This is a genomic window from Aquirufa originis, assembly GCF_042714495.1.
Lineage (GTDB): Bacteria > Bacteroidota > Bacteroidia > Cytophagales > Spirosomataceae > Aquirufa > Aquirufa originis.
Window position 1 is genome coordinate 1 of record NZ_JBBKXY010000003.1, and the last position, 13,697, is coordinate 13,697.

At 41.5% G+C, this 13,697-nt stretch carries 15 protein-coding genes and 4 tRNA genes; 5 read left to right on the forward strand and 14 right to left on the reverse strand.

From position 1 onward, the window contains the following. Positions 1–294 precede the first annotated feature (294 nt). The 5 genes from SKC35_RS08290 to proC all read left to right on the forward strand — a co-directional run bounded on the left by SKC35_RS08290 (position 295) and on the right by proC (position 4,669). Complete coding sequence (locus SKC35_RS08290) at positions 295–846, forward strand: hypothetical protein (protein ID WP_377978947.1); 552 nt, start codon at positions 295–297, stop codon at positions 844–846. Between the two features lie 8 nt (positions 847–854). Then, positions 855–1,250, forward strand: a complete 396-nt coding sequence (locus SKC35_RS08295) for a MerC domain-containing protein (protein ID WP_377978948.1) — start codon at positions 855–857, stop codon at positions 1,248–1,250. 64 nt (positions 1,251–1,314) lie between these two features. Further along, complete coding sequence (gatB, locus tag SKC35_RS08300) at positions 1,315–2,760, forward strand: Asp-tRNA(Asn)/Glu-tRNA(Gln) amidotransferase subunit GatB (RefSeq protein WP_377978949.1); 1,446 nt, start codon at positions 1,315–1,317, stop codon at positions 2,758–2,760. Next, positions 2,761–3,867, forward strand: a complete 1,107-nt coding sequence (locus tag SKC35_RS08305) for a TlpA family protein disulfide reductase (protein WP_377978950.1) — start codon at positions 2,761–2,763, stop codon at positions 3,865–3,867. Position 3,868: 1 nt separating this feature from the next. Then, the gene (proC, locus tag SKC35_RS08310; RefSeq protein WP_377978951.1) at positions 3,869–4,669 is read left to right on the forward strand and encodes a pyrroline-5-carboxylate reductase; all 801 of its coding nucleotides are present in this window, start codon (positions 3,869–3,871) and stop codon (positions 4,667–4,669) included. On the opposite strand, the gene mutL is transcribed toward proC, so the two are convergent. From mutL to SKC35_RS08380, 14 genes are all read right to left on the reverse strand, one after another. Beyond that, positions 4,658–6,475, reverse strand: coding sequence for a DNA mismatch repair endonuclease MutL (gene mutL / locus SKC35_RS08315; protein ID WP_377978952.1), 1,818 nt, complete (start codon positions 6,473–6,475; stop codon positions 4,658–4,660). The two genes, proC and mutL, sit on opposite strands and share 12 nt — an antisense overlap. A 95-nt stretch (positions 6,476–6,570) precedes the next feature. Further along, positions 6,571–6,954: a 50S ribosomal protein L7/L12 gene (gene rplL, locus SKC35_RS08320; protein WP_377978953.1), complete on the reverse strand. Its 384-nt coding sequence runs from the start codon at positions 6,952–6,954 to the stop codon at positions 6,571–6,573. 70 nt (positions 6,955–7,024) lie between these two features. Beyond that, positions 7,025–7,558 (reverse strand): 50S ribosomal protein L10, encoded by a 534-nt coding sequence (gene rplJ / locus SKC35_RS08325; RefSeq protein WP_130894752.1) that lies wholly within the window; start codon positions 7,556–7,558, stop codon positions 7,025–7,027. Between the two features lie 2 nt (positions 7,559–7,560). After that, complete coding sequence (gene rplA / locus SKC35_RS08330; protein WP_130894753.1) at positions 7,561–8,259, reverse strand: 50S ribosomal protein L1; 699 nt, start codon at positions 8,257–8,259, stop codon at positions 7,561–7,563. Between the two features lie 37 nt (positions 8,260–8,296). Beyond that, on the reverse strand, positions 8,297–8,734 hold the full coding sequence (gene rplK, locus SKC35_RS08335) for a 50S ribosomal protein L11 (RefSeq protein ID WP_130894754.1): 438 nt from the start codon (positions 8,732–8,734) through the stop codon (positions 8,297–8,299). A gap of 264 nt (positions 8,735–8,998) precedes the next feature. Next, complete coding sequence (gene nusG / locus SKC35_RS08340) at positions 8,999–9,595, reverse strand: transcription termination/antitermination protein NusG (RefSeq protein ID WP_130894755.1); 597 nt, start codon at positions 9,593–9,595, stop codon at positions 8,999–9,001. 16 nt (positions 9,596–9,611) lie between these two features. After that, positions 9,612–9,803: a preprotein translocase subunit SecE gene (secE, locus tag SKC35_RS08345; protein ID WP_130894756.1), complete on the reverse strand. Its 192-nt coding sequence runs from the start codon at positions 9,801–9,803 to the stop codon at positions 9,612–9,614. Positions 9,804–9,836: 33 nt separating this feature from the next. After that, positions 9,837–9,907, reverse strand: a tRNA-Trp gene (locus tag SKC35_RS08350). A 64-nt stretch (positions 9,908–9,971) separates the two neighbouring features. Then, on the reverse strand, positions 9,972–10,712 hold the full coding sequence (locus SKC35_RS08355; protein WP_377978954.1) for an NIPSNAP family protein: 741 nt from the start codon (positions 10,710–10,712) through the stop codon (positions 9,972–9,974). A gap of 80 nt (positions 10,713–10,792) precedes the next feature. Next, positions 10,793–11,980 carry an elongation factor Tu gene (tuf, locus tag SKC35_RS08360; RefSeq protein ID WP_377978955.1) on the reverse strand — a complete coding sequence of 396 codons (1,188 nt, stop codon included), beginning with the start codon at positions 11,978–11,980 and terminating at the stop codon, positions 10,793–10,795. A 72-nt stretch (positions 11,981–12,052) separates the two neighbouring features. Continuing rightward, positions 12,053–12,124 (reverse strand) — tRNA-Thr (locus SKC35_RS08365). 94 nt (positions 12,125–12,218) lie between these two features. After that, positions 12,219–12,291: transfer RNA gene (locus SKC35_RS08370), tRNA-Gly, on the reverse strand. Between the two features lie 45 nt (positions 12,292–12,336). Next, positions 12,337–12,419: transfer RNA gene (locus SKC35_RS08375), tRNA-Tyr, on the reverse strand. Between the two features lie 102 nt (positions 12,420–12,521). Beyond that, a complete protein-coding gene (locus SKC35_RS08380) occupies positions 12,522–13,697 on the reverse strand; it encodes an outer membrane beta-barrel protein (protein WP_377978956.1) in 1,176 nt (391 codons plus the stop codon).

Sequence of the window (13,697 nt, forward strand, 5' to 3'; positions counted from 1 at the left end):
TAAAGTCAACGAGTCGTCACTACGTGACTTAGTCATCGCTGCGCGATTTAGTCAGAATAAGAGTATGGATTAGAGAGTATAGAGTAAAGATACGGCATAAAAAAGAGGCTGCCGCCTCGTTTTTTATCCACTCATGAAATATCGCCCCCCGCACTCTGCTCTTTGAGTAACGACTGTCCACTGTCCACTGCCGACTGCCGACCATTCACCATCTCTTCTCTCTTCTCTATTATCTGTTTTATTCTTTGCACTTTACCCTTTATGCTTTATATTTGCAACACTATTGCATTAAATATGAAACAGCTATTTTTTATTTTACTGGTGTTAGTTGGAGTTTTGGCCTGTAAAAAGGAGCCTGAAGTGTTGCCTACAGATGATAATGAGCTAATTACGACTGTTGAGCTTGTTTTTACGGATCCAGCTAATGTTTCTCGTTCTTTTAAATTTAGAGATATTGATGGCGATACACGTACGAAGCCAGAGGCTTTTGATACGTTAAAATTAGACAGAAATACGGAGTATAAGGTATCCATTCATATTGGTGATGAGTCTAAAGGCACTTATGAGGATATTACTGAAGATATCCAAGAAGAATCGGATGTGCATTTATTCGTGTACAGACCTAATCCTGTATCTCTTTTAGCCATACAAATTACGGACGTTGACAAGAACGCCTTACCTATAGGTTTGAACGCAAAAGCAAAGACTCAATATTTCCCTGGATCTGGTTTGTTACAAGTGATGCTTAAGCATCAGCCTCCTTTGAATGGTAAAATTGTGAAGACCGGTGAGGAAGAAGTGGGAAGTACAGATTTAGATTTAAGTTTCCCTCTTATTGTTAAATAGTTAGTTATATGTCTAAACAAAAATACAAGCATTTATTGCCAGCTGAAAAGCTTGGAGTGTTTTTGTCCCTTTTATGCGCCATTCATTGCCTCACTTTGCCTGTAGTTCTTTTTGCTGCGCCCTATTTAGCTAGCTCATTTGCCTTTAGTGTGACGATGGAATGGTTTTTAGTGGTTGTCAGCTTTGGGATGGCTTTACTTTTGTTATGGAAAGATTACCTGAAGCACCGTAAGCCAATGCCTTTGTATTTTTTAGGACTTGGTGTTTTTATTAAATTAGTGGATACGCTGGTTGGAATGAGGTCGATAGAATGGATTTTTGGCCTCTCTTTAGGGGTCTTTATTACGCTGGCCTATTGGTTTAATTACAAGCATAAAACGGCTTGTACGTGCAAAATCAAGTAGTTGATATCTTTAAACGAGGGATTTTTGTATCTTTATATCCTATCCCGGTTATAAATATTATTCAGTGAGCATTTCCTATCAACCCGTTATTGGCCTTGAAATTCATGCACAGTTGCAGACGAAGTCGAAGATTTTCGCGAGTGACCCTGTGCTTTTTGGTCAAGAAGCAAACACCTTAATTTCTCCTATTTCGTTAGGTCATCCAGGGACATTACCTTATTTGAACAAAAAGGTGGTGGAATTTGCGATCAAAATGGGTTTAGCGATAGGTTCAAAAATTGCCCCGCAACAGTATTTTGATCGTAAGAATTATTTTTATCCAGATCTTCCTAAGGGGTATCAAATTACCCAGGACAAAACGCCCATTTGTATAGGTGGTTCGGTTTTGGTTCATTTGAAGGATGGGGATAAGAGGATGGAGTTTCACCACATTCACCTAGAAGAGGATGCTGGTAAATCGGTACATGAGGGAGATAACCCCTTTAGTTTTTTGGACTATAATCGAGCAGGCACTCCATTAATCGAAATGGTGACAGAGCCATCGATTCACTCTTCAGAAGAAGCATTTGCCTTGGTTTCTGAAGTACGTAAATTAGTGCGTTATCTAGGAATTTGTGATGGAAATATGGAAGAGGGCTCTTTACGGGCAGACGTCAATGTCTCGATTAGGCCTGTAGGTACAACTACCTTAGGGACTAAAGTGGAGATCAAGAATATGAATTCCTTGCGTAACATTCAGCGCGCCATTGAGCACGAGATTGTTCGTCAAACGAAGGTATTAAACGAAGGTGGCGCGTTAATTCAAGAAACGAGGACCTTTGATGCTCATACGGGAACGACGCATTCTATGCGGGTGAAAGAGACGATGAATGATTACCGGTATTTCCCTGAGCCTGATTTGGCACCTTTGGAGATATCAGAAATATGGTTGCAAGAAATAAAAGCGTCTATGCCTTTATTGCCATGGGAACAAGAGCAAAAGTTAGTGATGGAATTTGGCTTACCTGCCTATGATGCACACTTTCTGGCAGATACGCGTGAAATGGCGATCTATTTTGAAGAGACAGCATCTTATTCGAAAGCATATAAATCCATATCGAACTGGTTAATGGGGCCTGTTAAGTCTCATTTGAACGAAAAAAATCAATCTATTACAGATTTTGAGTTAAGCCCGAAGACCTTGGCCGAAATGGTAGATTTAGTAGAGAGTGGTACGTTGACGCATAATTTGGCGGCACATCAGTTATTTCCTTTGGCCATCGAAAATCCAGCAAAATCACTAGCGCAGCTGGTGGAGGAGCAGGGTTGGTTGAATGCACAATCAGGTGATGAGTTAATTACTTGGGTGCAGGAAGCAATCGCGGCCTACCCAGATAAAGTGAAGGAATACCAAAAAGGGAAGAAAGGATTGATCGCCTTATTCATCGGAGAAGTGATGAAGAAATCGAAGGGAACCGCCGATCCGAAGCGCGTTAATCAATTGATATCAGAAGAATTAGCTAAAGCCTAAATGAGATTAATCGGATTCCTATTGTTATTGGCGACTGCGATTCAAGCTCAGAATTTCGAGTTACGAGTTGAGGCGAAGACGGTCATTCCGGGTAAAAAAATCTATTTAGAATACATTAATGAGTTAGGGAAATTGATCAAAGTCGACTCTGCAAGTCCATCTGCTCAACGTAAAGTTACCTTTAAAGGGAAAGTAAAAGACCAAGGGGCTTTTTATCTAGTGAACTTCTTTGATACGCCTAAACCCCAAAAAGTGCTCGTCATCCTAGAAGGAGGCGAAACGGTTGATATCGTCGCGGATGGTATGAATGATGAGGACGGAAAAAGTGCCTTTGCGATGAAGGGGGATTATCCTAACGTGAAATTTATGCTTGAATTGATGGCTATTTCGAAGGAAATGGAAGCGAAAGTACGTAAATGGAACCAGGAGATTCAGGTAGACCCTAAACAAGAAAAGCGAATTCAGGCTGAGTTTACACAGGCACAGGCAGCTAGCACTGGCAAAATAAAAGCCTTAATTCCGCAGATGGGGAGTCATTTAGTGGCACTTTGGGCAACTAATTTTTTGCCTGCGGAGAAAGAGATGGCCTCACTAGAAGAAATTGCGAATCGACTGAATCAAGCGCGCCCGAATCATCCACAGGTAAAACAGTTTGTAGCTAATTTAAAACGCCTCGGAGGTGTGAATGAAGGTTCCATGGCACCTGAGATTAATTTAGCGACTCCTGAGGGTCCTAGTTTGGCTTTAAGTTCGCTGCGTGGAAAATATGTGTTGATTGATTTTTGGGCGAGCTGGTGTGGACCATGTCGTAGGGAGAATCCGAATGTCGTAAAGACATATGCGAACTATAAGGATAAAGGTTTTGAGATTTACGGCGTTAGTTTAGATCAAAATAGAGAGGCTTGGTTGAAGGCAATTGAAACAGACAAATTAGTGTGGAAGCACGTATCTGATTTGCAATATTGGAGTTCTGCAGGGGCACAGGCCTATCAGGTGAACTCCATTCCTCAGACTTTCTTGTTAGACCCAACGGGTCGAATTATTGCCAAAGGATTGAGAGGGGCTGCTTTGGACCAGTATTTGGCCAAATTATTTGAAACAAAATAAGATGAAAATAGCGATCATTGGTTGTGGAAATATGGGAATGGCGTTCGCCAATTCCTTCATTCAATATAATTTGGTTTCCAAAGAGGAGCTGATCTTGATTGAAAAGAACAAAGAGCGAGGCGATATTCTGCAAGAGCAAAAAGCGGGGATCGTAGTCGATACTATTTCGGAGAAAGTGGCAGCAGCTGATTTAATCATTCTTTCAGTAAAGCCTCAAGATTATCCGTCTGTCTCCACAGAATTAGCTCGATTTATTCAGCCTAACCAGATTATTTTGTCCATTATGGCCGGTATTCCAATTGCGAATATCCAAGCTAGTTTATCGCATGATTTAGTGGTTCGGGCTATGCCTAATACGCCTGCACTTTTAGGCATGGGTATGACAGCTTTTGCTGCAGCTTCTGCCGTGGGTATGTCAGATATCCGAAAGGTAGAGAACTTGATTAATTCCACGGGTCGTGCGGTCTTTTTAGAAGAAGAAAGCCTATTGGATGCGGTAACCGGTTTGAGCGGTAGTGGTCCAGCGTATTTCTTCTATTTGATTAAGGCGATGATTGACGCGGGAGTTCAGATGGGATTTGAGCCAGCAATGGCCTCCTTATTAGTAAAACAAACGATGTTAGGGTCTTATCATTTAATGCAGACAAGCGATAAAACGTTAGATGAATTAATTCAAGCGGTGGCCTCGAAAGGGGGAACGACAGAAGCTGCGTTGAAGACTTTCCAGGAAAATTTAGTTGCTGAAGGATTGCAAAAAGGAATTATTGCGGCAAAGGATCGTGCCAAAGAATTAGCCAATTAATTGACCGATTTCTGTCTCATTTAATTGACGACTAATAATCTCGCCATTCGGAGAATAAGAGGGGTTTGTGCTAGCAAACAATTGCTCCACTAAGGCTGACATTTCTTCTGCTAACAGTTTTTTCGACTGATATCGAATAGCCGCTCGGTTGGCTAGAATGCGCGCGATTTTTTCGGAGTGGTTTTGGCCTAAATCAGAAGCCTCATGCTTCACCTGTTCTAAAATTCCTTCCAATAAATTCTGGCCATCCTCCTCGCCTATTCCTGCGGGAACACCTTGAATCCAGTAATTTTCTTCTGAATCTTTCGTTAGCCCAAAACCTAAATCGGTAATATCCCCTAAAATTTCTTCCACCAATACAGCATCCGCTGGATTAATACGTAAAATCTGCGGGAATAATAATTGCTGAGATACACCATTCTTTTTCACTAAATTCTCGGAGAATTGATCAAACAAAATACGTTGGTAGGCTTTTTTCTGATCGATTAACAACATGCCACCAGAAAGCGTCACCACCAAGAATTTATTCAGTATCTGCATTACTTGGAAATTCGTGTGCGAAGAACTCTCAGCCGTCCACGTATTTGCCTTGCTTTGAATGGTTGTTGGCGCCTCAGGGAATAAATTCACCGAAGGTTCAGCCACATCACCCCGCTCAAAGGCCTCTATATTGTCATTTAAGCCTTCGTAAAGCTTCTTCCAAGCATCTTGGACAGGGCGAGGGGAATTCGTTCCTGAAAACGAAGAAATGGAGCTAGTAGCTCCGCTCGGATTTCTAAAATTGACATTCGCGTCGAAATCTAGCGATGGAATTAAATGGTTTAAGCTTAACGTTTTACGGATAGCCGCTTGTAAAATGGCATAGATGGATCGCTCATCATCAAACTTGATTTCCGTTTTCGTCGGATGCACATTGATATCAATGTGCGCAGGATCTAGTGTTAGAAACAACACATAAAAAGGGAAAGAGCCTTCGGGAACTAAACGCTCGTAAGCACTCATCACCGCGTGGTGCAAGTACGAACTCTTGATGAATCGATTATTCACAAAGAAGAATTGTTCTCCGCGTGTTTTCTTAGCGTATTCTGGGCGGCCCACATAGCCTTTGATGCTGACGTAGTTCGTATTTTCCTCACAAGCCGCTAATTGTTCTCGGTAAGTTTTACCAAACAAGTCCACGATTCTCTTTCCCAGTTTTTCAACGGGAAGAGCATAGGTTTCTTGTTCGTTTTGGATTAAGGAGAATTTGATTTCTGGATTGGCTAATGCGATACGTTGGAATTCGTCCAAAATATGGCGCATTTCCACCGGATTTGATTTCAAGAAATTGCGTCGGGCCGGGATGTTATAGAAGAGGTTTTTAACCAAGATGGAAGTCCCTTTAGGGGCAGCCACCTGTTCATTCGCCTTTAGCACTGATGCTTCCATGCGCAATAAACTACCTAATTCATCCTCTTCTCGCTTTGTTTTTAATTCAACTTGGGCTACAGAAGCGATAGAGGCCAAAGCCTCTCCCCGGAACCCCATCGTGTGGATGGCAAATAAGTCTTCAGCCTTACTGATTTTAGAGGTTGCATGGCGCTCAAAACACATCAGTGCATCCTGTGGGGACATGCCTTTGCCATCATCGATGACTTGGATATTCACTTTGCCTGCTTCTTTCACGATTAATTGAACCGAGCTTGCGCCGGCATCAATCGAGTTTTCCATCAATTCCTTTACCACAGAGGCTGGTCGCTGTACTACCTCACCTGCCGCAATTTGATTTGCGATGGCATCCGGAAGCATTTTGATCAGATTGTGCATAAATGAATAGGAAAATGAGTGGGCAAAGATACGGGATTAAACAAAAAAAAGGGAATGTTGCCATTCCCTTTTTTCGTAAGATAGGTTGGGTTGAATTACTTCAATTCAACTTCAGCACCAGCTTCTTCTAAAGATTTTTTCAAACCTTCAGCTTCGTCTTTAGATACACCTTCTTTAACAGCTTTCGGAGCAGCATCAACTACATCTTTCGCTTCTTTCAAACCTAAACCAGTTAAGTCTTTAACTAATTTAACGATCGCTAATTTGTTAGGACCAGCAGCTTTCAAGACTACATCAAAAGATGTCTTCTCAGCAGCAGCCTCACCAGCTTCGCCACCAGCTGCAGGACCTGCAACCATAACAGCACCAGCAGCAGCTGGCTCGATACCGTACTCATCCTTAAGGATAGTAGCTAATTCGTTTACTTCTTTTACAGTTAAGTTCACTAATTGTTCAGCGAACGCTTTTAAATCTGCCATTTTTTGAAAATTTAATTGTTAAGAATTAATAATTTATTGGAGTTTTCACTCCGGTAAAACTTGGTAATAATTACTCAGGGCGCTCAGACAAAGTCTTCACGATACCAGCTAATTTCTTCTCACCGCTTAATAATGCTGAAACAACATTTTTAGCAGGCGATTGTAATAAGCCAATAACTTCGCCAATCATCTCGTTTTTCGACTTGATGTTCTCTAGTGCTGTCAATTGACCTTCGCCAATATAGATACCACCTTCGATAGACGCAGCCTTGAATGCAATTTTGTCTTTTCCAGCTTCTTTACGGAAGTCTTTGATCAATTTTGCAGGTACTTTAGCATTTTCAGTTGCGAAAATGATACCTGACATCCCTGTCAAAACTTCTGCATCTAAAGAGGAATAATCCGTTCCCGTTTTAGCTAATGCTTTAGAGATTAATGTGTTTTTGAATACTTTGTACTCAACACCTCTCTGAAAACAAAGGCTACGGAATTGATTAGCTTCGGCTACAGTTAAACCGGCTGTACTTGCAATGTAGAAGTACGGAGTCACAGCGAACTTTTCGCTCAACTCATCAATAATCTGATTTTTTTCTTCTCTTGTCATGATTACAATCCAGCTACAGTTCCCTTATCGATGATAATGCCCGGAGACATTGTCGATGACAAGTTGATCGATTTAACATAAGTTCCCTTTGCAGAAGACGGCTTTAATTTAATCAACGTGTTGATTACTTCTAAAGCGTTATCTACAATTTTATCAGCTCCGAAGGACACCTTACCAATAGAGGTATGGATGATACCAGTTTTATCAACTTTAAAGTCAATTTTACCAGCTTTTACTTCGTTTACTGCTTTTCCTACTTCCAAAGTTACAGTACCTGACTTTGGATTAGGCATCAGACCGCGAGGTCCTAAAACACGTCCCAAACGGCCTAATTTTGCCATCACAGTGGGCATAGTAATGATTACGTCGATATCGGTCCAGCCGCTCTCGATTTTTGCAATGTAATCATCTAATCCTACGTGATCAGCACCGGCTGCTTTTGCCTCCTCTGCTTTATCGGGCGTACACAGTACAAGTACACGTACGTCTTTCCCGGTTCCGTGAGGTAGGGCAACCACGCCACGAACCATTTGGTCCGCTTTGCGGGGATCTACTCCTAAGCGGACATCAATATCCACTGAGGCATCGAATTTTGTATAAGAAATTTCTTTCAAAATCTCCGCTGCTTTTTCAAGCGAATACGCTTGCGTTGCATCGTATTTTGAAAGGGCTTCCTTTATTTTCTTCGTAAGTTTTGCCATTACCTTTTAATTAAAATGTTTATTTCTGATGGTTAAATCAGAACGGTTTATCACCAGAAACAGTAATTCCCATTGATCGAGCCGTTCCAGCAATCATACTCATTGCTGCTTCAACTGTAAAACAGTTTAAATCTGGCATCTTAGTTTCCGCGATAACGCGTACTTGATCCCAAGTTACAGAACCTACCTTTTTCAAGTTAGGTTGAGCTGAACCAGATTTAACCTTCGCTGCTTCCAATAACAAGATGGGTGCAGGAGGAGTTTTTACAACGAAATCAAACGATTTGTCTGCGTAATAAGTAATTAGGACCGGCAATACTACGCCGTTCTTATCTTGAGTTCTCGCATTGAATTGCTTACAGAACTCCATGATATTTAATCCTTTCGAACCTAATGCAGGACCGATGGGTGGTGAAGGATTGGCTTGGCCACCTTTGCATTGAAGCTTTACGTAGCCAGCTATTTCTTTTGCCATGTTAAAACATCGTTTATTTAGTGAATTTAGAGGTTTATCTGCCAATAAGGGTGGAAGCTTCCTTATCTGATTCCCCTCCGGGTGACCTTTCCGCGTAACAATGACGTTCCGGCCCAATCCCCTCTTGAAATTTTCAAAACAGAGATTGCCGCTTTTTAAACGGACTGCAAAATTAGGGCTTTTATTCTAAAATACAAATAGTTAACAAAAAAAAGTCCTGAATTTTCGTTCAGGACTTTTCAAGCTTCTCTAAATGGAGAAATATTATTTTTCTACTTGAGCGTAGTTCAATTCAAGTGGTGTGTTACGTCCAAAGATCTTAACCATAACAGATAATTTCTTCGTGTTTTCGTGAATCTCTTCTACCGTTCCTTCGAAAGTGGCGAATGGACCGTCGATTACGCGAACCGTTTCACCTTTAATGAAGGTAACTGAAGCAAATTCTTCTACCGCAGCAGACTCATCTACTTTACCTAAGATGCGATTCACTTCACTTTGATTAATCGGAACAGGTTTCTTAACGATTACTTTCGTTTTCTTCACTTTTCCGCCTTCTACCTTCGTTACTTCTACTTCTTCGTTATTTGCTTGCAAGAAACCAATAACACCCGGAGTCGAAGTTAAGATGTGACTAACCTCCCCAGCTAAATCAGCTTCAACTAAGATGTATCCTGGGAACAAGTTCTTCTCACGAATCACTTTTTTCCCTTTACGGATTTCGTAAATCTTTTCGGTAGGGATTAAAATCTGAGGAACAGAATCTAACACGCCTTGACGCGCTAATTCGTTCTCCATATAGGTCTTTACCTTCTTTTCTTGTCCTGAGATTGCTCTCAACACATACCATTTAGTCTCTGCCATGGTTGTAACCTATTTATTAAAATGAAGTATAAAATAAATCCAAACCAGATTTGAAGACTAAATCAACCGCACCTACTAAAAGGGCGAAGATTAAAGAAGCCACCAAAACTAACACAGAACTCGACTGTAAGTCAGAGAATGCGGGCCATGTAACGTTTTCTGTTACTTCTGTCCATGATTCTTTGATCAATGATGTTGATTTGCTCATAAGTTAACCGATACCGGTATTTAATTTACTTAGCACGGGCACAAGGATTCGAACCCTGACCAAAGGTTTTGGAGACCTGCATACTACCATTATACTATGCCCGTAGAAAGGATTGCAAATTTAGCCAAATTTTGACAATTTACAAATCCCCTTCACATTATTGTTTGATTACCACTGAGAATAGCTCGTGGGTTCTAAAAATTTTCGCACCGTTCTCGAGTGGCTGTTCGCATATTTCGCGTCAGATGAGATGCGTTTCCAGTCTGGATTTGCTTGAAATTTAGCCCAATTCGCATCGCGTTCCGCCATATTTTCGAAGGAAACCATATAGCTTAAGCAAGGGGTGTTTTCGCCAGCAAGCACTTCGCCAAAGAATACATTGTGTAAGCCTACCGTATCAAAGATCTTCAATTCTTCGTCATTAAACATTGTAATTTTACGTTTCAAAGCATCTTCATTATAAGCCTCATAGGTTCTCCATTCGTAGATACGACCTGGATTAGTGATAGGCAGTTTCAAGGAAGGGTGCCCTGCAAAGCCTTTGGCAAGATACGTTGAGATCTTTTCAAACATCGGTTTGTCTAATCCTACGTTCTCAAAATAGGGCTTAGCAGCCTCTTGATATACGGCGTTTTTCTCCAAAGCGTCTTTGTATCCCGCATAGGAAGCTAGAGACGAAAAAGGGATCGCTACTACCACGATACCTGGTTCCGGTTTTCCGTAATCTTTGAATACGCCTACCTTAGAAACGCCATAAGCGTTAAGGGCTGGAATGAAGGCTTTAGAAAGATAGGACTCTAATAGAGCCGTATTTCCCTTGAACTTCATCTGATACGTTCTGATCTCATAATATTCTTGCGCAGACACCGCAAAGCTGCACAAGAGAAGCAATAAAAGTACTTTTTTCATAGGTTTATTTGTCTAGGTGGGCAAGGTACAAAAAAAAAGAGCGGTCACTGACCGCTCTTTTCCGTATAGGCTAATAAAAATTAGTCTAAGATTTCAGTTACCTGACCTGCACCTACAGTACGGCCACCTTCACGAATCGCGAAACGTAAACCTTTGTCCATAGCTACTGCGTTCAATAACGTAACATCAATTGTTAAGTTATCACCAGGCATACACATTTCAACTCCTGCAGGTAAAGTAATTTCACCTGTTACGTCTGTCGTACGGAAGTAGAATTGTGGACGGTATTTGTTAAAGAATGGAGTGTGACGTCCACCTTCTTCTTTTGACAAGATATAAACCTCTGCTTTGAATTTAGTGTGAGGCTTCACTGAACCTGGCTTACAGATTACCATACCACGACGGATATCAGTTTTCTCAATACCACGTAACAATAAACCTACGTTATCACCAGCTTCTCCACGATCTAAGATCTTACGGAACATCTCAACACCAGTTACTACTGATTTCAAGTTTTCAGCTCCCATACCTAAGATATCAACTGCCTCACCTGAGTTAATAACACCAGTCTCAATTTTACCTGTTGCTACAGTACCACGACCTGTGATCGAGAATACGTCTTCAACTGGCATCAAGAATGCCTTATCAACATCACGCTTAGGAAGTGGAATCCAAGAATCAACTGCATCCATTAACGCATCGATAGTAGCTACCCATTTAGCATCTCCGTTCAATCCACCTAAAGCAGATCCTTGGATTACTGGAATGTTATCACCATCGAATTCGTAGAATGAAAGAAGCTCACGAATCTCCATTTCAACTAATTCTAATAATTCTGGATCGTCTACCATGTCCACTTTGTTCATGAAAACGACCAATTGAGGTACACCTACTTGGCGAGCCAAAAGGATGTGCTCACGCGTTTGTGGCATTGGACCATCTGTAGCAGCAACTACTAAGATAGCACCATCCATTTGTGCAGCACCAGTAACCATGTTCTTCACGTAATCCGCGTGACCTGGACAGTCAACGTGTGCGTAGTGACGGTTAGCAGTAGAATATTCTACGTGCGCAGTGTTGATCGTGATACCACGTTCTTTTTCTTCTGGAGCAGAGTCAATGGAAGAGAAATCTTTTTTCTCAGCAAGACCTTTTTCAGAAAGAACTTTAGTGATAGCAGCTGTCAAGGTTGTTTTACCGTGGTCAACGTGGCCAATCGTACCAATGTTAACGTGGGGTTTACTTCGGTCAAAATTCTCTTTTGCCATGATTATTTAGTTCTTAATTTAGTTATAAAAAGTTTCAAATGTACGCTTTACTACGGCCTTGCTTAATTGTAGAGCCTTTGAGCAGGATTGAACTGCCGACCTCTTCCTTACCAAGGAAGTGCTCTACCACTGAGCTACAAAGGCATAACCTTGCGGCCTCTTGTTAACCTCTTTCGATTAACGAAAACAAAAATATCGCTAAGAGGGATTTCTCCCTTAGCAACATTTTGTATTTCTGAGCGGGAGACGGGGCTCGAACCCGCCACCTATAGCTTGGAAGGCTATCGCTCTACCAAATGAGCTACTCCCGCTTGTTGAATCCTCCTGTAAAAAGGATTCAAGGTAATAAAAAAATGTGGGGACAGATGGATTCGAACCACCGTAGGCATTCACCAGCAGATTTACAGTCTGCCCCATTTGGCCGCTCTGGTATATCCCCTTCATTTGTGCTTTCAGTGTAACGTTCCACTGAAATAGTTCGCAAAAGTAGCTCATTTTTTCATTTCCGCAAACACATCCGTGAAAAATTTCGAATAAATTTTTACAATAATCGGATTCCAAACGCTAATCCACGCATTTCTGGACCTTTACCCGGCTCAAACAATGGACTCAAATCATAACTAAAGAATAAATCAGGGAAGTGACGAAGGGCAAATTCTGCTCTTACGCCATATCGGAAAGGATTTATATACAAATTGCTCGTCTCTTTGCGCAAGTTTCCACTCTCTTCTTCGATAGCTTTCGTCCACGTATCTAATCGATAGGATACATATCCTCCGATGGCGATCATTTGTACCGCCGATTTTTTATCAAAAACGAAATGCGGCATAATAGGTAGAGTCAGGTAAGAAACACTCATCTTGTTCTTGCTCATAGCCACTTCTTTTCCGGTAGAGGATGTAATGGTCGTGAATTGCACGTTATTTGGCCCTTTTGTCGCGATTCGGTTATGGTCAAAGCGGAAGTTATACCAATCGATTTCAAGACCATAGCCTAAACGGAAGGCAGATTTTTTGCCCTCAGATAAGGTTACGAAACGGGAGATTTCGATGCTTGCATAGCGTGACCCCCTGGGATCTAGCGTAAAGTTGGGAATGTAGGCTGGTGCTCCTGGATAGGGAACAGCTAGTTCAGGCTCCACACCCGTCAAGGCATTTAAACCTAAGTAGAAGTTTAAACCTCTTCTGCTATATAAATTAGGGCGCTTTATTTTAGTAGAATCCTTTCCCCAAATCACTTTAGTCACCTCGTTCCCCTCGCGATGGTATACCCCATCCCAAGTCACGTGAGTTTCTTCGTTACCCTCTTTTACGTGTACGCCGTCTAATCCGACACGTACTTCTTCTTTACCAGAGGATGCTATGCTAACACCACTTGGTTTGGCCTTCATACTAATTTCAGAGTTATATTTAACGCCAGACTTTAGAATTCCAATCTTCACTGAACTATTCCCAATTCGAACAGAAACACTACTATCTCCATCTGAATCTGTTTTAATGGCTTGTCTAATATTTTGCCAAAGGCTATCCGTCAACACGAGACCTTTTTTATCAAAGGCCATTTCTAATTCCTGTCGAAGGGTACGATTAGCCGCTTTTGTTCCCACTAAGGTTTGGTCGCGTTTGTTAATTTTTAAGAGGAGCGAATCTTGTGCTTCTTTGGCATATAGACTCATGGTGCTCAACACTAGGCAGATAATGGCGATGATCTTTTTCAT

Bases quoted from the DNA above. Each gene is read 5' to 3' on its own strand.
- SKC35_RS08380 (WP_377978956.1), bottom strand. From the start codon at position 13,697: ATGAAAAAGATCATCGCCATTATCTGCCTAGTGTTGAGCACCATGAGT.
- SKC35_RS08355 (WP_377978954.1), bottom strand. From the start codon at position 10,712: ATGAAAAAAGTACTTTTATTGCTTCTCTTGTGCAGCTTTGCGGTGTCT.
- tuf (WP_377978955.1), bottom strand. From the start codon at position 11,980: ATGGCAAAAGAGAATTTTGACCGAAGTAAACCCCACGTTAACATTGGT.
- rplJ (WP_130894752.1), bottom strand. From the start codon at position 7,558: ATGACAAGAGAAGAAAAAAATCAGATTATTGATGAGTTGAGCGAAAAG.
- mutL (WP_377978952.1), bottom strand. From the start codon at position 6,475: ATGCACAATCTGATCAAAATGCTTCCGGATGCCATCGCAAATCAAATT.
- rplA (WP_130894753.1), bottom strand. From the start codon at position 8,259: ATGGCAAAACTTACGAAGAAAATAAAGGAAGCCCTTTCAAAATACGAT.
- rplK (WP_130894754.1), bottom strand. From the start codon at position 8,734: ATGGCAAAAGAAATAGCTGGCTACGTAAAGCTTCAATGCAAAGGTGGC.
- proC (WP_377978951.1), top strand. From the start codon at position 3,869: ATGAAAATAGCGATCATTGGTTGTGGAAATATGGGAATGGCGTTCGCC.
- secE (WP_130894756.1), bottom strand. From the start codon at position 9,803: ATGAGCAAATCAACATCATTGATCAAAGAATCATGGACAGAAGTAACA.
- SKC35_RS08295 (WP_377978948.1), top strand. From the start codon at position 855: ATGTCTAAACAAAAATACAAGCATTTATTGCCAGCTGAAAAGCTTGGA.
- SKC35_RS08290 (WP_377978947.1), top strand. From the start codon at position 295: ATGAAACAGCTATTTTTTATTTTACTGGTGTTAGTTGGAGTTTTGGCC.
- SKC35_RS08305 (WP_377978950.1), top strand. From the start codon at position 2,761: ATGAGATTAATCGGATTCCTATTGTTATTGGCGACTGCGATTCAAGCT.
- nusG (WP_130894755.1), bottom strand. From the start codon at position 9,595: ATGGCAGAGACTAAATGGTATGTGTTGAGAGCAATCTCAGGACAAGAA.
- rplL (WP_377978953.1), bottom strand. From the start codon at position 6,954: ATGGCAGATTTAAAAGCGTTCGCTGAACAATTAGTGAACTTAACTGTA.